This is a genomic window from Nonomuraea sp. CX421 (assembly GCF_059358955.1).
The window spans coordinates 1-20,922 of record NZ_JCADBK010000019.1 but is presented as its reverse complement, the minus strand read 5'-3'; the positions used below and the strand labels follow the sequence as shown (position 1 = coordinate 20,922).

At 72.0% G+C, this 20,922-nt stretch carries 16 protein-coding genes; 10 read left to right on the top strand and 6 right to left on the bottom strand.

Annotated elements, in window-relative coordinates; translation table 11 throughout:
* Positions 1-28: 28 nt before the first annotated feature.
* Positions 29-1,411 carry an NCS2 family permease gene (locus AC5L3X_RS28060; RefSeq protein ID WP_494860856.1) on the bottom strand — a complete coding sequence of 461 codons (1,383 nt, stop codon included), beginning with the start codon at positions 1,409-1,411 and terminating at the stop codon, positions 29-31.
* Between the two features lie 143 nt (positions 1,412-1,554).
* On the opposite strand from AC5L3X_RS28060, the gene AC5L3X_RS28055 reads away from it, so the two are divergent.
* Positions 1,555-1,770: a DUF2530 domain-containing protein gene (locus tag AC5L3X_RS28055; RefSeq protein WP_225264082.1), complete on the top strand. Its 216-nt coding sequence runs from the start codon at positions 1,555-1,557 to the stop codon at positions 1,768-1,770.
* Between the two features lie 112 nt (positions 1,771-1,882).
* Positions 1,883-3,349: an alpha/beta hydrolase gene (locus AC5L3X_RS28050; RefSeq protein WP_494860853.1), complete on the top strand. Its 1,467-nt coding sequence runs from the start codon at positions 1,883-1,885 to the stop codon at positions 3,347-3,349.
* 85 nt (positions 3,350-3,434) lie between these two features.
* Here AC5L3X_RS28050 and AC5L3X_RS28045 read toward each other — a convergent pair whose 3' ends face one another.
* Positions 3,435-6,542 (bottom strand): sacsin N-terminal ATP-binding-like domain-containing protein, encoded by a 3,108-nt coding sequence (locus tag AC5L3X_RS28045; protein WP_494860851.1) that lies wholly within the window; start codon positions 6,540-6,542, stop codon positions 3,435-3,437.
* Between the two features lie 76 nt (positions 6,543-6,618).
* Entirely contained in the window at positions 6,619-7,419 is an 801-nt protein-coding gene (locus AC5L3X_RS28040) for a DUF3027 domain-containing protein (protein WP_189128555.1), read from the bottom strand.
* Between the two features lie 126 nt (positions 7,420-7,545).
* Between AC5L3X_RS28040 and AC5L3X_RS28035 the strand changes: the two genes are divergently transcribed.
* Positions 7,546-9,063 (top strand): MFS transporter, encoded by a 1,518-nt coding sequence (locus AC5L3X_RS28035; protein WP_494860848.1) that lies wholly within the window; start codon positions 7,546-7,548, stop codon positions 9,061-9,063.
* On the opposite strand, the gene AC5L3X_RS28030 is transcribed toward AC5L3X_RS28035, so the two are convergent.
* Positions 9,060-9,455, bottom strand: coding sequence for a cold-shock protein (locus tag AC5L3X_RS28030; protein WP_189128553.1), 396 nt, complete (start codon positions 9,453-9,455; stop codon positions 9,060-9,062). The genes AC5L3X_RS28035 and AC5L3X_RS28030 overlap by 4 nt on opposite strands.
* 91 nt (positions 9,456-9,546) lie before the next feature.
* Positions 9,547-10,164, bottom strand: coding sequence for an HAD family hydrolase (locus AC5L3X_RS28025; protein ID WP_494861005.1), 618 nt, complete (start codon positions 10,162-10,164; stop codon positions 9,547-9,549).
* 243 nt (positions 10,165-10,407) lie between these two features.
* Between AC5L3X_RS28025 and AC5L3X_RS28020 the strand changes: the two genes are divergently transcribed.
* From AC5L3X_RS28020 to AC5L3X_RS28000, 5 genes are all read left to right on the top strand, one after another.
* Positions 10,408-11,043, top strand: a complete 636-nt coding sequence (locus AC5L3X_RS28020) for a TetR/AcrR family transcriptional regulator (protein ID WP_494860846.1) — start codon at positions 10,408-10,410, stop codon at positions 11,041-11,043.
* A 155-nt stretch (positions 11,044-11,198) separates the two neighbouring features.
* On the top strand, positions 11,199-13,532 hold the full coding sequence (locus tag AC5L3X_RS28015; RefSeq protein WP_494860844.1) for a helicase-associated domain-containing protein: 2,334 nt from the start codon (positions 11,199-11,201) through the stop codon (positions 13,530-13,532).
* A gap of 81 nt (positions 13,533-13,613) precedes the next feature.
* Positions 13,614-15,101 carry an AMP-binding protein gene (locus tag AC5L3X_RS28010; protein ID WP_494860842.1) on the top strand — a complete coding sequence of 496 codons (1,488 nt, stop codon included), beginning with the start codon at positions 13,614-13,616 and terminating at the stop codon, positions 15,099-15,101.
* Between the two features lie 78 nt (positions 15,102-15,179).
* Complete coding sequence (locus AC5L3X_RS28005; RefSeq protein WP_189128550.1) at positions 15,180-15,551, top strand: DUF4190 domain-containing protein; 372 nt, start codon at positions 15,180-15,182, stop codon at positions 15,549-15,551.
* A 63-nt stretch (positions 15,552-15,614) separates the two neighbouring features.
* The gene (locus tag AC5L3X_RS28000) at positions 15,615-17,267 is read left to right on the top strand and encodes a DNA repair helicase XPB (protein WP_189128549.1); all 1,653 of its coding nucleotides are present in this window, start codon (positions 15,615-15,617) and stop codon (positions 17,265-17,267) included.
* A 198-nt stretch (positions 17,268-17,465) separates the two neighbouring features.
* Here AC5L3X_RS28000 and AC5L3X_RS27995 read toward each other — a convergent pair whose 3' ends face one another.
* Positions 17,466-17,810 (bottom strand): hypothetical protein, encoded by a 345-nt coding sequence (locus tag AC5L3X_RS27995; protein WP_494860839.1) that lies wholly within the window; start codon positions 17,808-17,810, stop codon positions 17,466-17,468.
* 113 nt (positions 17,811-17,923) lie between these two features.
* Between AC5L3X_RS27995 and AC5L3X_RS27990 the strand changes: the two genes are divergently transcribed.
* Together AC5L3X_RS27990 and AC5L3X_RS27985 are read left to right on the top strand one after the other, a co-directional pair.
* The gene (locus AC5L3X_RS27990) at positions 17,924-19,936 is read left to right on the top strand and encodes a HelD family protein (RefSeq protein ID WP_494860837.1); all 2,013 of its coding nucleotides are present in this window, start codon (positions 17,924-17,926) and stop codon (positions 19,934-19,936) included.
* A gap of 136 nt (positions 19,937-20,072) precedes the next feature.
* Positions 20,073-20,603: a YbhB/YbcL family Raf kinase inhibitor-like protein gene (locus tag AC5L3X_RS27985; RefSeq protein ID WP_494860835.1), complete on the top strand. Its 531-nt coding sequence runs from the start codon at positions 20,073-20,075 to the stop codon at positions 20,601-20,603.
* The last annotated feature ends 319 nt before the right edge of the window (positions 20,604-20,922 follow it).

Below are 20,922 nucleotides of genomic sequence, written 5' to 3'. Positions count from 1 at the left end.
CCCATCGAAAGGGGCGGCTCCCAGCAGGTCAGAGCCCGAGCAACGCCTTGATCGGGCCGAGCGCGAAGTACAGCACGAAGAGGATGAAGACCACCCACATCAGCGGGTGGATCTCCCGCACCTTGCCCCGGACCAGCTTGATCAGCACGAAGCTGACGAAACCGGCGCCGACACCGTTGGAGATCGAGTAGGTGAACGGCATGACGACGATGGTGAGGAAGGCCGGGATGGCCAGCTCGTAGTCGGTGAAGTCGATGTCGCGGATCGCGGTCATCATCAGGAAGCCCACCACGACCAGCGCGGGCGCGGCGGCCTCGTACGGCACGATCGTCACCAGCGGCGCGAAGAAGATCGCCACCAGGAAGAGCAGCCCGGTGACCACGCTGGCCAGGCCGGTCCGCGCGCCCTCGCCCACGCCGGCGGCCGACTCGATGTAGGTCGTGTTCGACGACACCGAGCCCGCACCGCCCGCCGCGGCGCCGAGCGAGTCGACGAGCAGGATCTGCTTGGTGCGCGGCAGCATCCCGTCCTCGCCGACCAGCCCGGCCTGCTTGCCGACGCCGACCATGGTGCCCATGGTGTCGAAGAAGTCGGTGATGAGCAGCGTGAACACGAGCAGGACGGCCAGCAGCACCGTCACGCGGCTGAACGCGCCGAACGGGTCGAACTCCGTGAAGAGCGTCAGCGGGTTGTGGAAGCCGAGGATCTGCTCCGGCATCGTGGGCACGTTCAGCTGCCAGCCGCCCGGGTTCTCGGCGGTGGCCTGGCCTGCCTTGGCCCCCAGTTCCACGAGCACGGCCAGCACGGTGGTGCCGACGATGCCGATCAGGATCGCGCCCTTCACCTTGCGGGCGACCAGCGCCGCGGTCACGAGCAGCCCGGCCACGAAGACGAAGATCGGCCAGGAGGTCAGGTTGCCCCCGATGCCCATCTCCAGCGGCGGCCCGGCCGGTACGCGGCGGACGAACCCGGCGTCCACGAAGCCGATCAGCGCGATGAACAGGCCGATGCCGACGCTGATGGCGGTCTTCAGCTGGCCCGGGATGGCGTTGAACACGGCCACCCGGAAGCCGGTCAGCACCAGGAGGCCGATGATGATGCCTTCGAGGAAGACCAGTCCCATGGCCTCCTCCCAGCTCATCAGGGTGGCGACGTTGAAGGTGACGAAGGCGTTCAGCCCCAGTCCGGCCGCCAGAGCGAACGGCACCCGGCCCACGACGCCCATGAGGATGGTCAGGATGCCCGCCACGAAGGCCGTACCCGCCGCCACCAGCGCCACGTTGGGCTGCGTGCCGTCGCCGATGACCTGGCCCTCGATGTCCTTGCCGTTGGCGATGATGATCGGGTTCAGCACGACGATGTACGCCATGGTGAAGAACGTGGCCAGTCCGCCACGTACCTCACGGGACATGGTCGAGCCCCGTGCGGAGATTGCGAAGAATTGGTCGATTTTAGACTTAATGTCACTCACGCGCGAAGAGTGACAGAAGTGGCCTACCTGGGCAAAGGGCCGGTGATCGGATCGAAACCGGATTGGAAGCTAGGCTGGATCCCGTGAAGCGCGAGTGGCATCCCGACCCCGAGCCCATCGAGACCAACGACAGCAAGGCCGTCCTCGTGGGCATCGCGCTCTGGGTGGTCGCACTGGCGGTGCTGCTGGTCTTCCGCCCGGCTCCGCAGGACACCTGGTGGATCTGGACCTGCGTCGCGGGAGTCGGCCTGGGCCTGCTCGGCCTCGGGTACGTCCGCAGGCGGGCCTCTCGCGGCTGACACGCTCGCTCTCGCGGTTGACATACGTCATCTCCGGCCGATCCCCGAAGTCATCGCCAAGAGCTGTCACAGGCCACTACCTGGGCCGCAACACCCAGACCATCCTTATGACATGAACAAGACATTAGTCACGTCCCTCGTGTGCTTGACGGCGCTCGCCGGATGCGGCCTCACCGAGGGGCCCGCCGCGAAGGAGGCCGTCAAGGACACCGGCACGGTCGCCTGGAGCACGTGCACCGGCCTGAGCGGCCCCGACGGCAAGCCGGCCCGGCCCGACGACTCCGTCCAGTGCGGCACGATCAAGGTGCCGCTCGACCACGCAGAGCCCGGCGGCGACCAGATCGACCTCGCGCTGATCCGCGTCAAGGCCCGCGGCGACCGCTCCGGCTCCCTCGTGTTCAACTTCGGCGGCCCCGGCGGCTCCGGCGTCGACATCCTGGCCCAGGCCGCCCAGGCGTTCGGCAGCCTCGGCACCCGCTACGACCTGGTCAGCTTCGACCCGCGCGGCGTCGACCGCAGCGCCGGGGTCACCTGCGGCGGCCAGATGGCCGAGATCCTCGCCGCTCCCAGCGCCGCCGAGAGCGACAGGCTGGCCAAGGAGCTCCCCACCGCCTGCCAGAAGAACTCGGGCAAGGTGCTGCCCCACGTCGGCACCGTGAACGCCGCCCGCGACCTCGACCTGATCCGCGCCGCCCTCGGCGAACAGAAGCTCAACTACTTCGGCCTCTCGTACGGCACGCACCTCGGCGCCGTCTACGCCACGAAGTTCCCGAAGAACGTCGGCCGCTTCGTCCTCGACAGCGCCTACGACCCGGCGGTGACCTTCGAGGAGCGGGCCGCGATCCAGGCCACCGGGTTCGACCAGGCCTTCGAGGCGTTCGCCAAGGACTGCGTGGCCCAGGGCTGCGACCTCGGCACGAGCCCGGCGGCCGTCGAGCGGACCGTGGAGGGGCTGCTCGACGGGCTGAAGACGAAGCCGCTCCAGGTCGGCGACCGCAGCCTCACCTACGGCCTGGCCCAGCTCGCCGTCATCACCCCGTTGTACGCCAAGGCCACCTGGCCGATGCTGGAGCAGGCCGCCGCGGCGGCCCTCAAGGGCGACGGCGCCACGCTGCTGGCGCTGGCCGACTCCTACACCGGCCGCAGGCCCGACGGCACCTACTCGACCGCGATGAGCAGCCTGCAGGCGATCAACTGCGCGGACACCACCGAGCGCCCGACCGCCGCCGAGACGGCCAGGATCAACGACCGGATCGAGCAGATCTTCCCGATCCTGGCCGTCGAAGGGACCGCCGCGCCCTGCGAGGACTGGCCGGCACCCGGTGACGACGAGGCCAAAAAGATCGACGCCACCGGCTCCGCGCCGATCGTGGTGATCGGCGGCAAGGGCGACCCGGCCACCCCCTACCGCTGGGCCACCACACTCAACGCGCAGCTCAAGACGGGCGTCCTGGTCACCTACGAGGGCGAGGGCCATGGCGCCTATCTGAGCGGCAGCACCTGCGTCACCCGCCTGGTCGACGCCTACCTGCTCACCGGGAAGACGCCCGGCCAGGGCGCCACCTGCCCGGCCGGCTGAGTGGCGGACCTGTCGCTCCACCTGCCCGCCCGCTGAACGGGCGGGCCGGCCGTCCACCCGCCCGGCCGGCTGAGCGGCGGACCGGTCAGGACAGGTCGGCCTCGGCCAGCAGGAGCGGCACGGCGGTCGGGTCGCGCAGCAGCGCGGCGACCGCCAGCCGGTCGTTCCACTGGCCGGTCGCCCACGCCAGGCCGCGGGCCAGCCCCTCGACACCGGTGCAGTGCACCGATCCCTCGAAGAACCGCCATGTACAGGCGACGCCGTCGACCAGCAGCTTGTCGTGCTCGACGTAGGTCTCGGGGGCCGTCGGGAGCAGGGAGCGCACCTCGGGCGGCACCTGCCGGACCTCGCCCTCGGAGGTGACCTCGCCGGGCGCGAGCTCGCCGGCCAGCGGCAGATCGAGCAGCTCCGACAGCGACTCGGCCAGGTCGTAGGGGGCCAGCACCAGCGCGTGGTCGGCGACCAGCTGGAGCAGGTCGGGGGCCTCCACCACCACGGCGTCGTCGGCGGCGGCCACCACGATCTCGCCCCGCAGCACCGACCGCACCCGCGACGGCGGCGCCACCCGCGAGGGAGCGACGGCCGCCAGGGCGATCCACAGCGCGCGCAGCTGGGCCCGGTCGACCTCGATCGACTCGTCGGCCATCAGGTCGAGCAGCTCCTCGGGGCCGCCGTGCGAGTCGAGCAGCTCGGCGAGCGTGGTGCGGACACCCAGCATCGCCAGCGCGCCCTCGTCGAGCCCTGCCGGGGCGTCGCCGTAGAGGCCCTGCAGCAGCGGGTCGGCGCCGGGCAGCCGCAGCTCGCGCGGCCGGCGCCCGCCCAGCACGGGGTGACCGGCCAGCCACCACGCCGTGTAGGACGGCACCTCGACGCCCTCGACCCGCAGCGGATGGAGCGCGGCCCGCAGCGGCGGCCTGGTCAGCAGCGTCAGCGCGGCCTGCCAGTCGGCGACCAGCTCCAGATCGCGCACCGCCGCGAACTCCGGCACCACGGGCGGCACATCCAGCTCGGGCAGCAGGTCGAGCACATGGTCAAGCCACTCGTCCTCGCCGTCGAGGTCATGGTCGCAGTCGTCGTGGTCGAGCAGCACGTCGGAGTCGTGCACCACGGCGAACCCGTCGAGCACACCGGCGGCGGCCAGCACCCGGGATCCGTAGGTCTCCTCCAGCTCGGGCGCTGCCACGCCGAGGTGCGTGTCAGGCTCCAGCAGCCCGGCCAGCGCGCCCTCGGCCAGCATCAGCTCGCCCGCGGGATAGAGCTCGCCGTCGGCTCCGCGCAGCGCCAGCCCGCCCAGCCAGGGCGCCTCGCCGGGCGCCAGCCCCGCGGCCTCGACCAGCGAGAGCACGGCCCGCGCCACAGGCTCGGGGTCGGAGCTGTCGAGCGACTCCGACACGGCCGCCTTGGTGATCGGGTCCTCGAGAACGGTGCGCGGCGTGGCCTCGGCGGCACCGAGCCTGAGCAGCACCGGGTGGGCCGCCTCGGGATGCACGATGCGCAACCCCAGCGGCGTCAAATCGAGCCCGGCCCCCGATGAGCCCGTGCCGGCGAGGTCGAGGATCAGCGTGCCGCGCGGGCCGCGCACCACGCGGCCGTCGGCCAGCGGCACCGGCAGCGCGCCGAGCGACTCGGGGTCGTCGGCGGGCAACACGTCGTAGAGGGAGCGCCACCAGCCCGGCTCCCTGCCCTCGACCGCCTCACCGGACAGCAGGTCGACCACCTCGGCCAGCTCGACCCGGCGTACGCCGAGCGACCCCATCGCGGGGTGCCGGGCGGGCCAGCCCGCGGGCAGCAGCCCCGGGACGAACGCGGCGATGACCGCCAGCAGCTCACCCGAACCGGCGACCACCGCGGCCTCCCGGCCGGTCACGACCCAGCCGTCCGCGTGCGGCTCCCTGGCCGGATGCTCGACCCGCCACTCGGCGTCGGGCTCGTAGACCTCGGCGTCGGCGAACGACGGCGTCTGCACGGCCGGCGCGGGAGCCGACAGGGCGGGCAGCAGCGGGACCTCGGGCAGCCGTCGCAGGATGGCGCGGCGGATGCGGGCGTCGAGCTCGCCCTTGCCCATGAGCGAGGGCACCAGGTCGAGCAGCCGGGGCGTGCGCGGCAGCTCCTGGAGCAGCCTGACGTAGGCGTCGGCGGCCCGCTCGACCAGGAAGTCGGTCAGTGGCCCCTTGGCCACGTGGCGCCGGTCGGTGGCCAGCGGGAACGACGCGATGAGCAGCGCCGGCAGGTCGAGCGGCTCGTCGCTGGGGGTCGGCGCGTGCACCACGGGCGGCACGGTCGCGGGCAGCGGCCCAGGCTCCGCCGAGGCCGACTTTCCTGAGGTCGGCTCCCCCGAGGTCGGCTCGCCCGAGGCCGGCTCGCCCGGGGCGCCGGCGAGCGGCACCGCCCAGCGCAGCGACCAGAACGGACGGGCCCGCTCCTCGGTCGGCCGGTCGGCGAACAGGGCGGCCACCTGGTCGGGTGTGAACGCGCCCGACTCCGACACCACGTGCCAGCCGTCGGCGACCACCGTGCGGACCGAGCCGTCGAGGTCGATCTCGATGCTCGTCAGCGCCGGCAGGCCCAGCAGCAGGGCCGGGCTCGCCTCCTCCAGCAGCCGCCGGACCGCCGCGACGGCCGCCTCGTCACGCAGCGGGAGGCGTACGAGCGTGTCGAACCCCTCGGGCACCTCCAGCGGGTCGGCCGCGAAGGGGAGGCGGAGCAGGGGCACGTGGCCCGAGCGGGAGGTCAGCTCGGCGGCCAGCGACGGCACCGAGGACACCAGCGCGGCCGTCTCGTCGCGGGACCAGCGGACCGCCCCCGAGTCACGGGAGCAGATGAACGGCTCATCACAGACCGACACGACCGCGGCGAAGCCGACACCGAACCGGCCGGCGGCCCCCGCGTCGTCACGCTTGCCGGAGACGCGGAGCGTCGACAGGCCCTCCACCCCGGTCGCGTCGAGCGGCGCGCCGGTGTTGGCGGCCGTCAGCACGCCGTCACGCAACGTCAGCCGGAGCACCCCGGGGTTGCCCGCCTGCAGAGCCGCGTCGGCGGCGTTCTGCGCGAGCTCCACGATCAGCCGGTCGCGGTAGCCGCCGAGCGCGAAGTCCTCCTCGGCGTTGGCGTCCTCGCGGAAACGGGCGGGCGAGGCCGTCCAGGCGGCGAGCACGGCGGCCCGCATCCGGTCGGTGCCAAAGGTGTCGGTCATCGATCACGATCCTGATAGAGGGTAGGGGGCCACCGTAGGCTAGCGGCCCGCACCGACACTCCCTGACGAAACGGGATCAGGAGTGGCCGAGCTCCTCGGTGGCCGTCTCGTCGACCGAGCCGGCCTCCACCTCCATCAGGTCGAAGCCCAGGTCGTCGAGGATCGGCGTGGCCTGCTCGACGGCCGGTGGCATGACCGCGGCCTCGGAGTGGGCGCCACAGCCGTGGTCGGCGGCCACCACCTTGCCGTCGTCGGGGGCGTACTCATTGGTGCAGACCCCGAACGACAGCCGGAGCTCGCCGGCCAGCAGCCAGTAGAAGCCGCAGGTGGAGCACTGCGCGGGAGCGGCGTGTGCGATCGGAGTGTGCGGCCCGTGCTCGCCGGAGTGCCAGCGCCTGGCAGCCCGCTCCCTGCCGATGGCCGAGAGCACACGTGCCCGGCCCAGGCCGTACTCGAAAACCATCTGGTGCTCTACGTCGTCGTCGGTCTCGGTGTAGCCGGGCACGAGACGGTCGTCGTCCTCGGAGGTCGGCAGCAGGTCGCCCACGCCGAGGTCGCCGGGGCGCAGCCGCTCGCTCCACGGCAGCCACTCGGGGGCCAGCAGCGCCCCGGGGCCGGGGAGCAACACGCCCTCGCTGACCGTGACCTTCTTGGCGCGCGAGGCGCGGGTCACGGTCACCGCCCACCGCCAGCCTCGGTAGGCGCGGTCGAGGCAGGCGAAGTAGTGGGTGACGATGCGGTCGCCCTCGGCCTCGTAGCCGAGATGCTCGCCCGGCTCACCCGGCCGCGCCAACTCCTCGGCCGCGGCACGCGCCAGGTCGACCGCGGCGACACAGGCCTGGTCGGGGACGGAGACACGTGTCCTGGTCCGGCTCATCGGGCCGCCTCCGCCGAAAGGTGCTGTTCGCTCACACTTTCATTCTCACCCATGCCCGGACCCGCCGACACCCACAGTGCCCATCCGGCGCCGAGTCCGATCTCCGATCGGGTAAGACTTGTATGCGTGGAGGGTGGGTGGGACAAGACGCGCGACATCTCGCGACGCCTCGGCCGCGGCGTCGCCGAGGCCGGTCGCGCGACCGTCCGCGCCGGCCGGGCCACCGTCGGCGGCGGCGTGCGCGCAGGTCAGGCCACCGCCAGGGGCGCCCGCAATATCGGCAGGGCCGCCCGCCGACTGACCCATGCCAACGGCGCCGACCGCACCGGCCTCGGCCGGCTGATCGAGCTCACCGCCGGCCACAGCGCGGGCGACGCGCTGGTCACGGTCGCGCTCGCGAGCACCGTCTTCTTCGGGTTGCCCGTGGGCGAGGCCCGCGGCCCCGTCGCGCTCTACCTGGTCATCACGATGCTGCCGTTCGCGCTGCTGGCGCCGTTCGTGGGGCCGATCCTCGACCGGTTCCGGTCCGGCCGCCGCTACGTCATGGCGGGCACGCTGTTCGGCCGGGGCCTGCTCTGCTTCGCGATGGCCGCCGCCGTGGGGCCGGGCGACCTGGTGACGCTGTTCGCCGGGGCGCTGGGCGTGCTGGTGCTGTCCAAGGCGTACAACGTGTCACGCGCGGCGATCATGCCGAGTGTCCTGCCCGCCGACATCACGCTGGTCTCCGCCAACGCGCGGGTCGCGCTGTTCTCGCTCGTCTCGGCCGGGGTGCTGGTGCCCGTGGGCGCGGGCCTGGCCGCCTGGCTGGGCAGCGCCACGCTGCTGCGCATCGCGATGGTCGTGTTCCTCCTGGTCGGGGTCTTCGCCGTACGCCTGCCGCGGCACGTCGACTCGCCCGACCTGGAGGAGGAGGCCGAGGAGGGCCGGCCGCCGCGCTGGCGCACCCTGCTCAACGTGGGCCCCACGGTCGCCGAGGCGGTCTGGGCCAACGTGGCGATCCGGCTGTTCTCCGGTTTTCTGCTGTTCTTCCTGTTGTTCCTGGTGCAGGACAAGGGGGTGCCGTGGCTGGCTCCGCCCGACCCGTTCTTCGACGTGCCCAAGACGATCGCGCTGCTCGCGGCGGCCGCCGGGCTGGGCGGCCTGGTCGGCGCGGTGGTCGCCAACTGGACGCGCAACCACTCGCCGCAGCTGATCGTGCTGCTCACGCTGACCTTCACCGGCCTGACGACGATCGCGACCGCCGTGTTCTTCGGCCTGTGGACGGCGGTGCTGATCTCGGTCGTCACCGCGTTCGCCCAGGAGCTGGGCAAGCTGGCGCTCGACGCGATCGTGCAGCGCGAGATCGGCGAGGAGGTGCGCTCGTCCACCTTCGGCGTGGTCGAGGCGCTGCTGCAGCTGGCCTGGGTGTTCGGCGGGCTGGTCGGGCTGGTGCTGTCACTCGCCCAGAACAGCGTGGCCGGGCTGGTCACGCTGGCCGTGGCGCTGACCGCGGCGCTCGCCTGGCTGATCGTCCGCCGGCGTCAGCGCATCCGCGCGGCCAACCGGCGCCACCACGCCGACCTGTCCGGCAGGCACGCCGGCCTGCCGGACAACCGCGGTGACACCATGGACCCCACCAAGCCGCTGACCAACCCCAACGCCTAGGCGTCGAGGTCGTCGGCGACGGCCCGCAGCACCTGCGCGATCTTCTTGGCGTGGACGGGGTCGGGCTGCTTGCCCCGCTGGTAGGACGTCGAGACCCCGTCGAGGAGCTTGATCAGGTCCTCGACGATGACGACCATCTCGTCCGGCTTCTTGCGCTTGCCCTTGGGCTTCGCCTTGGCCAGCGTCGGCGGCTGCTCGAGGATCCTGACCGAGAGGGCCTGCTGGCCGCGCCGGCCCTCCGCCACGCCGAACTCGACCTTCTGGCCAGGCTTGAGTGGCCCGGCACCGGCAGGCAGCGCGGAGGAATGCACGAAAACCTCACCGCCGTCGTCACGGGTGAGGAAGCCGAACCCCTTGTCGGCGTCGTACCACTTGACCTTGCCACTCGGCACAGGAGGGACCTCGTTCAAACAGTCGAAAAGGATGAATGGATGTAGGTTATGCCCCGCAGCGCTCCAGGGCGACCGGGTAATTGACGGACAATTACCCGACTTCGTGCGGAGACCGCCAGCTCGCGAACCAACTGGCGAATTCGGTCAGGTCGGTCAGTGCCACATCCGTTCCGTGAGCACGTAGTTCCTCCACCGTGTACGGGCCGGTCGCGACCGTGACGCTGACCGCGCCCCCGGCCCGCGCCGCCTCGATGTCCGCGACATGGTCACCAACATAGGCGGCGGCGCCGAAGCGCGCGAGTGCCGAGCCTTTCGCGGCTCCGAAGACCGAACCGACGACCTCGTCGACCTCGAAACCGAGCGTCATGACCGTGCTGGTCGCGTCTCTGAGGTTCTTGCCGGTCACGACGATGACCTTGCCGCCCCCGGCGCGTACGAACTCGATGGCTTCGCGCGCTCCCGCCATGGCGGTGTGCGCCGGCACGGCCACCTCCGGATAGATCTCCCTGAACAGGGTGGCCGCGGCCGGGATCGCCTCGGCCGGCAGCCAGTTGGCCAGCTCGTGTTCCAGCGGCGGCCCGAGCCTGGTGATGATCGCCTTGCTGTCGATGGGCACGCCCAGCCGGGCCGCGACCTCGTCGTAGACCGCGGCGATGCCCGATCGCGTGTCCGCCAATGTCATGTCCAGATCGAAACCCACCGAAGTCATCACAGATCGCAGGATGCCAAACCTCCGGGAGTCACGCGTAACGGCGCTTGTTGTGGGACCGTTCGGAATGGGCAGAAAGGAATTACTTATCGGGAGCCGCGCCGGTCTGGTCGCCCGTCGGCACGGTCGCGGCAGGGCCGAACCGGCGCACCGTGCCACGACGACTACGCTCCTAACGGAGGTGTCACGCAGGACATGACCAGATCGTCAGGCGCAGGAGCTCGGTCCGAGAGGGCTCGCAACGTGCCGACCAGGACCGGCACGACCATGACCACCCGCGAGCGCATCATCGACGAGGCGCTGCGGCTGTTCGCCGAGCGAGGCTACTCCGCGACGTCCGTGGCCGAGATCGAGGCCGCGGCCGGGCTCTCTCCCGGCGCGGGCGGGCTCTACCGGCACTTCAAGTCGAAGTACGAGGTGCTCGCCGCGGTGATCAACGAGCACGCCGCGCGCACCCGCATCCAGGTGGCCGCGAGCCTGGCCGAGCTGGGCGACATGGAGACCTCCACCGACCTGGAGGCGCGGCTGTCGCGCGTGTGCCGCGCCGGGCTGGCCAAGGTGCGCGAGGAGTCCGAGCTGACCAGGGTGTTCTTCCGCGACCTGAGCCAGTTCCCCGAGCTGGTCGCGACCGTGCGTGAGGGGCTGCTGCAGCCCATGTTCGACGCCATCACCACCTGGTTCCGCGCCCAGCCCGAATATCGCGACGCCCAGGTCGACTGGAACGGCATCTCCACGGTGCTGGGCGGCTCGGTCGTGCACTACCGGCTCTTCCAGGAGACCGTCGGCGAGTCTCCCGGCCGCACCGAGAAGGACCAATTCGTCGACGCGTGGGTACGGCTGGCGGTCGGCCTGCTGCCCAGCCCGGCCCCGGTCGGCTGACGCCGGGCAGGCGGTGGACCGGCCCGAGCGCGCCAAGCCCGATCAGCCGACCGCGCACCGCCCAGCCCCAGCTCAACAGGACGAGCACGACCGGTCCGCTCGCTCGATCGCGTGAGCCATGCTGCCTCGATCGGGAGGGACATACCATGGCAACGATGGAGTTCACGGAGTGGATCAGGGGGCGCACCGACGAGCAGCTGCGGGCGCTCGTCTCCGCGCGTCCTGAGCTGATCACCCCGGTGCCCGCCCACCTTGAGGGCCTCGCCTCACGGGCGGGCAGTCCTTCGGCGATCGCCAGGGTGCTCGACCGGCTCGACCGCTTCACGCTGGCCGTCGTCGAGACGCTGGCCGTACGAACCGAGCCCATGACCCGGTCCGGGCTGGCCGGCCTGCTCGGCCGCGCGCTCACCGGCGCAGAGCCGGAGCCCGCTCTGTCGGTCGCGCTCGACCGGCTGCGTGACCTGGCGCTCGTGTACGGCCCCGACGACGGGCTGGACCTGGCCCCCGGTGTCCGCAAGGCGCTCGACGACCCCGCCGGGCTCGGGCCGCCCGCCGCCGAGGTGTTCCGGCACCACCCGCCCGAGCAGCTCGACGAGATGGCCGACGAGATCGCGCCCGGCACTCCGGGCACCGGCAGGGAACGCCTGGCCGCGGCCCTGGCCGAGCCTGGCCGGCTGATCGCCGAGGTGTCCGACGAGGCCCGGGCGGCGCTCGACCAGCTCGCCTGGGGGCCGCCGACGGGCCGGGTGCCCAACGCCCGGCGCGAGGTGCGTCTCGGCTCCGCCCGTTCGCCGATCGAGCAGTTGCTGGCCCGCGGGCTGCTGGCGGCCACGGGTGAGGAGAGCGTGGCACTGCCCCGCGAGGTCGGCCTGCACCTGCGTCAGGGCCGGGTGCACCGCGACCTGCTGCCCGTGCCTCCCGCGCTGGAGGGCGCCACACGCGATCCCAGGCTGGCCGACGCGACGGCGGCGGGGCAGGCGTTCGCGTTCGTCCGGGCGGTCGAGGAGCTGTGCGAGCGGTGGAGCGTCGAGCCGCCGGGCGTGCTGCGCACCGGCGGGCTGGGCGTGCGCGACATGAAGCGCACCGCGACCGAGCTCGACCTGCCCGACTGGGCGGCGGCGCTGGTCGTGGAGGTGGCCCACGCGGCCGGGCTGGTCGCCGCGGGCGGCGGCGTCGACGGCGAATGGCTGCCGACCAACGGCTACGACCTGTGGCGGGTCAGGGCGACGGCCGACCGGTGGGTGGCGCTGGCGCGCGCCTGGCTGCACATGGACCGCGTCCCCGGGCTGGTCGGCGAGCGTGACGAGCGCGACCGCCCGCTCAACGCCCTGCACACCGATCTGCGCAGGTCCTCGATGCCTGCGGTGCGCGCGGCGACGCTGGGCGTGCTCGCCTCGGCCCCCGGCCTCGCACCGACCCGCGACTCCGTGCTCGACCGGCTGGCCTGGGAGCAGCCACGCCGCCGCGGCCCGCTGCGCGAGCAGCTCACCGAGTTCGCGCTGCGCGAGGCCGAGCAGCTCGGCTTCACCGGGCTCGGCGTGCTGTCCGGTCACGCGCGGGCGCTGCTCGCCGGCGACGACGCCGCCGCCGCGCTCGCGCCGCTGCTGCCCGAGCCCGTCGACCACGTGCTGCTCCAGGCCGACCTCACCGCGGTCGCGCCGGGCCCGCTGACCAGCGGGCTCAACCGCTGGATGACGCTGGCCGCCGACGTCGAGTCCAAGGGCACCGCGACCGTCTACCGGTTCAGCGACGGTTCCATCCGGCGCGCCCTCGACGCCGGGCAGGGCGGCGACGAGCTGCTCTCCATGCTGGAGCGCCACTCCGCCACTCCGGTGCCGCAGGCGCTGTCCTACCTGGTCACCGACGTGGCCCGGCGTCACGGCCGGATCCGGGTCGGCACCGCCAGCGCCTACGTACGCTGCGACGACCCGGCCCTGCTCGACCAGATCACCGCCGACCGCCGCTCGGCCGCGCTGCGGCTGCGCCGGCTGGCCCCGACCGTCATCGCCTCCCGCACCCCCAGGGCCACGCTGGTCGACTCGCTGCGCGCGATGGGCTACGCGCCGGTGGCCGAGTCGATCGACGGCGACGTGATCATCTCCCAGCTCGACAGCAGGCGCGTCGAGGCGCTGCCCGCCGCCCGGGTGGTCTCCTCCCCCAACGGCCTCGACCCTGAGGTGGCGACCGCGGCCGTGCGGGCGCTGCGGGCCGGCGACGCCGCCCACCTGGCCCGGCGCGAGCCGGTCGAGGCCCCAGGCGGCAGCGTCCCGCGAGGCCCGGCGACGGCCACGATCTCGGCTCTGCAGGACGCGATCAGGCAGGGCGTGCGGGTGTGGATCGGCTACCTCGACTCCCAGGGCAACGCCACCTCCCGCATCCTGGAGCCGGCCAGGATGGAGGGCGGCTACCTGACGGCCTACGACGAGACGAGGGCCGCCGTGCACCGCTTCGCCCTGCATCGCATCACCGGGGTCGCCGGCCTGTCTTGACGTCCCGCGGTGATCAGGCAAGGTTTGGATCAGGTACGGGCGCGGAGAGGCCGCCCGGGTCGGGCCGGCGGAGGAGACGTCGTGAGCGAGCTGACGCTGGGCCGGTTGGCCGAGGAGTCCTGGAGCAGGTTCGACGACTTCGACTCGGTGTTCTACGACGGGGTCTGGCATCGCAGCCACGCCTTGGCCGAGCGGGCGCGCCGGGTGTGCGGCGGGATCGTCGAGGCGGGGATCCGGCCGGGCGACCGGGTCGTGGTGATGATGGCCAACTCGCCCGAGGTGCCGCTGATCTACCAGGCGCTCTGGGCGGCCGGCGCGGTGGTGACGCCGGTGGTGTTCCTCGTGGGGGCCGAGGAACTGCGTCACATCCTGACCGACAGCGGCGCCGCGGCGATCGTGACCTCGCCGGAGCTGGTGCCCACGGTCGAGGCGGCCCTGGCCGGCGGTCCCGGCGTCCCGGTCTTCGTCGACACGGGCGAGCTGGAGCGGGCCGCCGAGCACGGGCCCGTGCCGCGTGACCCCGCCGACCTGGCCGCGCTGATGTACACCGGCGGCACCACCGGCAAGGCCAAAGGCGTCATGCTCAGCCATCACGGGCTGTGGCAGGTGGCCAAGGACTCCTACGCGATGTCCCACCAGGAGGGCATGGACCGCGCGATCGTGCCGGTGCCGCTCTCGCACGCGTACGGGCTGATCGTCACGATCGCCGGGATGCACGCGACCGTGCCGCAGCAGGCGGTGCTGATGCGCTGGTTCGATCCCCAGGTGTTCCTGACGCTGGCCGCCGAGCAGCGCGTGCGCTACGGCACGGTGGTGCCCGCGATGCTGCAGATGCTGCTGGCCGAGCCCCTGGAGCGGCATCCGCTGCCCGACCTGGCCTTCCTGACCTGCGGGGCGGCGCCGCTCGGCCGCGAGGTGCTGGAGGAGTTCGAGCGCCGGATGCCGGGCGTGCAGATCCTCGAGGGCTACGGCATGACCGAGACCAGCGCCGTCACCACCTTCAACCCGCCGGGCCGGCGCCGGGTGGGCAGCGTCGGGCTGCCGCTGCCCGGCTACAAGGTGACGATCCGCGACTCCTCCGGCGACGAGGCCGAGCCCGGCGACCCGGGCGAGATCTGCGTCGCGGGCGACTCGCTGATGCTCGGCTACTGGGGCGAGCACGCCGCCGACCCCGAGGGCACCACGATGACCGGCGGCGAGCTGCGCACCGGCGACATCGGCTGCCTGGACGACGACGGCTACCTCTACGTCGTCGACCGGAAGAAGGACCTGATCATCCGGGGCGGGTTCAACGTGTTCCCGCGTGACGTCGAGGACGCGCTCAACACCCATCCAGACGTGCTGATGTCGGGCGTCGTCGGCCGTCCCGACCCGCGCGTCGGCGAGGAGGTCGTGGCGTTCGTGCAGCTCAGGCCGGAGGTCACGGTCGCGGCCGAGGAGCTGATCGAGTGGGCCCGCGACCGGGTGGGCCGGGTGAAGTATCCCCGCGAGATCACGTTCGTCGACTCGATCCCGGTCACCAGCGTGCTCAAGCTCGACCGCAAGGCCCTGCGGTCGCGGCTGGGCTGATCGACTCCGGCCAAGAAGCGATCTCGACCGAACGCGTGCTTATTCCGTGATAAATGTTGACCGTCAGGAGGTGAACACGTGAACCAGGATCCGCCCGGTGACTATCCGTACCAGCCCTACGGGGCGCCGTACGGACAGCAGCCACCTCCCTACTACGGTCAGGACTACGGCTACGGACCGCCGCCGCGACCCCACTCCGAGGGGCCGAGGGCCCAGGCGATCGTCGCGCTCGTGCTCAACCTTCTCGCCATCGTCTCCTGCTGCAACATCCTCGCCATCCCCGGCGCCGTGCTCTCGGGGATGGCGCTCGGCCGCACCACCACCGAGCCCGAGGCGGCCCGTGGGATGCTCGTGTGGAGCTGGGTCCTGTTCGCCACGGGTTTCGTGCTGACGATCGCCACGTTCCTCTTCCTCGGTTTCAACGGCTATTTCGACGAAGAGCCCAGCTGATTGCCTGTTCGGGGACTGTTCTTGCCCTCGGATGTGTTGGATAGGCGTCAACCGTTTGAAGGGATGTCAGTGAACGACGGCCCGCTCATCGTCCAGTCGGACAAGACGCTGCTCCTCGAAGTCGACCACGAGAAGGCCGACGAGTGCCGCAAGGCGATCGCGCCGTTCGCCGAGTTGGAGCGCGCGCCCGAGCACGTCCACACCTACCGTGTCACTCCGCTCGCGCTGTGGAACGCGCGAGCCGCCGGCCACGACGCCGAGCAGGTCGTCGACGCGCTGATCAGCTTCAGCCGCTATCCGGTGCCCCACGCGCTGCTCGTGGACGTGGCCGAGACCATGGCCAGGTACGGCCGGCTCAAGCTGGAGAAGGACCCCGTCAACGGCCTGGTTTTGACCTCCACCGACCGGGCCGTGCTCGAAGAGGTGCTGCGGTCCAAGAAGATCCAGCCGATGCTGGGCGAGCGCCTGACCGCCGACTCGGTCATCGTGCACCCGAGCGACCGGGGCAACGTCAAGCAGGCGCTGCTCAAGCTTGGCTGGCCGGCCGAGGACCTGGCCGGCTACGTCGACGGCGAGCACCACCCGATCGAGCTGGCCGAGAACGGCTGGAACCTGCGGCCCTACCAGCAGGAGGCAGCCGACGCGTTCTGGCACGGCGGCTCCGGCGTGGTCGTGCTCCCCTGCGGCGCCGGCAAGACGATCGTCGGAGCGGCGGCCATGGCCCATGCCCGGGCCACCACGCTGATCCTGGTGACCAACACAGTGAGCGCCCACCAGTGGAAGCAGGAGCTGATCAAGCGCACCTCGCTCACCGAGGACGAGATCGGCGAATACTCGGGCACGAAGAAGGAGATCCGCCCGGTCACGATCGCCACCTACCAGGTGATGACGACCAGGCGTAAGGGCGTCTACAGCCACCTGGAGCTGTTCGACGCGCGCGACTGGGGCCTGATCGTCTACGACGAGGTGCACCTGCTGCCCGCGCCGATCTTCCGGATGACCGCCGATCTGCAGGCCCGCCGCCGGGTGGGCCTGACCGCGACGCTGGTGCGCGAGGACGGCCGCGAGGGCGACGTGTTCTCGCTGATCGGTCCCAAGCGCTACGACGCGCCCTGGAAGGAGATGGAGAACCAGGGCTGGATCGCGCCCGCCGACTGCGTGGAGGTCCGCGTCACCCTCAGCGACGAGGAACGGCTGGCCTACGCGATGGCCGAGTCCGAGGAGCGCTACCGGTTCTGCGCCACCACGCCGTCCAAGACCCACGTCACCGAGGCGCTGGTCCGCCGTCACCTGGGCGAGCAGGTGCTGGTCATCGGCCAGTACATCGACCAGCTCGACGAGCTGGGCGAGCACCTCAACGCGCCGGTCATCAAGGGCGAGACCAGGGTCAAGGAGCGGGAGCGCCTCTACCAGGCCTTCCGCGACAAGGAGATCCAGGTGCTGGTCGTCTCCAAGGTGGCCAACTTCTCCATCGACCTGCCGGAGGCCGCGGTGGCCATCCAGGTGTCGGGCACGTTCGGGTCACGCCAGGAGGAGGCGCAGCGGCTCGGGCGGGTGCTGCGGCCCAAGGCCGACGGCGGCGGGGCGCGCTTCTACACGGTGGTGAGCAGGGACACGGTCGACCAGGAGTTCGCGGCGCACCGGCAGAGGTTTCTGGCGGAGCAGGGTTACGCCTATCAGATCATCGACGCCGACGACGTGCTCGGCGGGGTGTGAGGCCCGGCCGCTCATCCTCGGAGCGGCCAGGCACCGGCATTCGTGTCACGTCCACGAGACTCCGCGGGCCGTCGACAATCGAACCACCCCCCTCACCTGCGTACTGTTGCCGCCGCAATCAACCGCCCAGCGACATACCCTCATGATCCGACAAATCCACCTGATATGCCCGAATGTTTCGGTTTTATCGGCCAGTTCTCAGGTTCGCGCAATGGCGAGCAGACCGCCGACGAAGAGCACTCCTTCGGCCGCGATCCAGGCGGCCAGGCCGGCGCCCATGAACCAGGTGAACACGCGTGGATCCTGCCTGGCCCGCGGGGCCAGCCAGGCACCGGCCGTACAACAGGCGGCCAGCACGGCGAACAGCCCCGACACCGCCGAGACCGAGCCGAGCCGCCGGGCGCAGCCCGGCGCCGGCTCGCCCACCGCGCAGAACGCCTCCAGCCCCCAGCCCGCGAACACCGACAGCCCCCAGAGTGACGCGAGCAGGAGACTCGCGATGGTGGGAATGATCGGCGAGAAGCCCCGGTGGACGCGTCCCACGCCCTGCCTGTACCCCGGCTAAATGCTGTGGAAGCCTGCCCGGCCGACGACTAAAATGGCCCGCTCGCTACCTCTACCACCTCCGTCCACTCTCACCTGGGAGGCCCTTCCGCATGCCCGCACACCAGTTGGCACCCGACATACCCTCCGACCTACCCTCCGTCGTGCTCGCCGCCGAACAGGCGCACCTGGCCGACTCCAGGGCCGCGCTGCGGGCGATGCGCGCGCACGCCCAGTCGCTGTCGGCCGACGCGGCGGGCGACTGGGTCTCGCAGCAGATCCTCCAGTCGCTGCTCGACCAGCGGGTGGCCGCCCTGGCCGACCACCCCGACACGCCGCTGTTCTTCGGCCGCCTCGACCGCTCCGCCGACGACGACCTGCCGGGCACCATCTACGTCGGCCGCCGCCACGTGCACGACGGCGCCAGCCGTCCGCTGGTCATCGACTGGCGCGCCCCGGTGTCCCGGGCCTTCTACCAGGCCAGCCCCGCCCAGCCGATGGACGTCGTACGTCGGCGCCGGTTCGGCTACCACGGCGGCCGGCTGACCGCGTTCGAGGACGAGCCGCTGGCCGAGGGGGGCGAGATCGGCCCGTCCCGGATCCTCACCGAGGAGATCGAACGCCCGCGCACCGGCCCCATGCGCGACATCGTGGCCACGATCCAGCCCGACCAGGACGAGATCGTCCGCTCCGGCCTGGCGCAGACCGTGTGCGTGCAGGGCGCGCCCGGCACCGGCAAGACCGCGGTCGGGCTGCACCGGGCCGCCTACCTCCTCTTCACCCACCGCGAGCGGCTGGCCAGGTCGGGCGTGATGATCGTCGGCCCCAACCGCGCCTTCCTGTCCTACATCTCCTCCGTGCTCCCCGCACTGGGCGAGGTCAAGGTCGACCAGACGACGGTCCCGGGCCTGCTCGGCGAGCACGCCGCGCCGGAGGACCCCTCGGTGTCGGCGATCAAGGGCGACGCCCGGATGGCCGCGGTCCTCGACCGCGCGCTCTGGCTGCACATCGTCAAGCCCGAAGAGGGCCTGGTGTTCAGCAAGGGCGCCTACCGCCACCGCGTCGCCGACCACGAGGTGCGGGAGATCGTCGCCTCGCTGCGCGGCACCACCCGCTACGGCCCCGGCCGGGCTGCCCTGGCCCAGCGGCTGGCCCACCAGGTGCTGGTCCGCATGGAGCAGCGCGGCGAGTCGCCCGACGACCGGGTGCAGGACGCCGTGGCCAGGTCCAGGCCGGTCAAGCAGCTCGTCGACGCGGTCTGGCCCAAGCTGGCGCCCGAGCAGGTGCTCCACCGCCTGCTGTCCGACCCCGAGTTCCTGGCCAGGGCCGCGCGGAACGACCTGACGCCCGACGAGCAGCGGTCACTGCTCTGGCCGAAGCCGCCCCGGGGATGGCGGTCCGCGAAATGGTCGGCGGCCGACGCCGCGCTGCTCGACGAGCTCGGCGACCTGATCGAACGCACCCCGTCGCTCGGCCACCTGATCGTGGACGAGGCCCAGGACCTGTCGGAGATGCAACTGCGCGCGCTCGGCCGCCGCTGCCGCAACGGCTCGGCGACCGTCCTCGGCGACCTCGCGCAGGGCACCACGCCCTGGTCGACCAGCTCCTGGGAGACCGTGCTCAAGCACCTCGGCCAGCCAGAGGGCGAGGTCACCGAGCTGACGCTCGGCTTCCGCGTGCCGCGCGAGGTGCTCGACTTCGCCGCCCGCCTGCTCCCCTCGATCGCCCCGGGCCTGGCCCCTCCGCGTTCGCTGCGCCCCGGCGCGGGCTCCCTCACCGTACGGCCGGCCGTCGACGTGGTCGCGGCGGCCCGCGAGGCGCTCGACCGCGAGGGCTCCATCGGGGTCATCGTGCCCGACGCCATGACCGGCCGGGTGTCCGAGGCGCTGACCGGCCTCCCCCACGCCGTCCTCGGGCCCGACTCGACCGAGGAGCACCGGCTGCTCGTCATCCCGGCCACGCTGGCCAAGGGCCTGGAGTACGACCACGTGATCGTGGTGGAGCCGGCCGACATCGTCGAGGCGGAGCCGCGCGGCCTGGCCCGGCTCTACGTGGTGCTCACCCGAGCGGTCACCTCTCTCACCGTCCTGCACGACCGGCCGCTGCCGGCCCACCTGGCCTCCTGACCGGGCTGGGGTGCGGGTCCACCTGGCCTCCTGACCGCCTCCCGCCGGGCTGGAGGTGCCGGCCCACCCTGGCCTCCTGGCGAGGCCGGGAGGCGGTCTTAGGATGACGAAGAGGATCTCACCCAAGGAGGATGCCGTGCCCGCACCGCTTCCGTACGAATACCTGCCGTCGGTTCCCGCCCTCGTGGTCGAGAGCGACGACATCACCGACGGGGAGAGACTGGGCGATCTCCACGTCTTCAACGACTGGGGCATGACCGGCCAGAACCTTTCGCCCGCCCTGCGCTGGTCGGGCGCCCCCGAGGGCACCCAGGGCTACGCCGTCACCTGTTTCGATCCCGACGCGCCCACCGGCAGTGGGTTCTGGCACTGGGTGTTGTTCGACCTGCCGGCCTCGGTGACCGGGCTGCCCACCGGGGCGGGCACCGGGCCTGAGTTCAAGGGCCTGCCCGAGGGCGCCCAGCACGCCCGCAACGACTACAACCGCAAGGAGTACGGCGGCGCCGCGCCCCCGCCCGGCACCCCTCACCGCTACGTCTTCGCCGTCCACGCCCTGGGTGTCGACAAGCTGGGCGTCGACAGCGACACGAGCCCGGCGGTCGTCGGCTTCAACATCACCGCCAACACCCTCGCCCGCGGCCTCATCGTCCCGCACTACGGAACGTGACCAGCACCGGAAGACCCTGTTGTGGCGCCAGGGCAGGCAGGGGTGCCCGTCAGGACCACCCAGACGGCCGGCGTGGCGCCGTCACGGCGGGCGGCCGGGTGCGGGTCAGCAGGCGTCTCCCTGGAGGCCCTCAGCCATGTGCGGCGGGTGGGCCCTCCTTGGCTGGGCCGTAAAGGAAAGAAAACCACAAGGGCGGCCGGACCAATGTGGTCGGGCCGCCCTGGTGATGGACGAGCTGGCTCAGAAGTCCATGTCGCCGCCGCCGGGCATGGCGGGAGCGGCAGGGGTCTTCTCGGGCTTCTCGGCGATGACGGCCTCG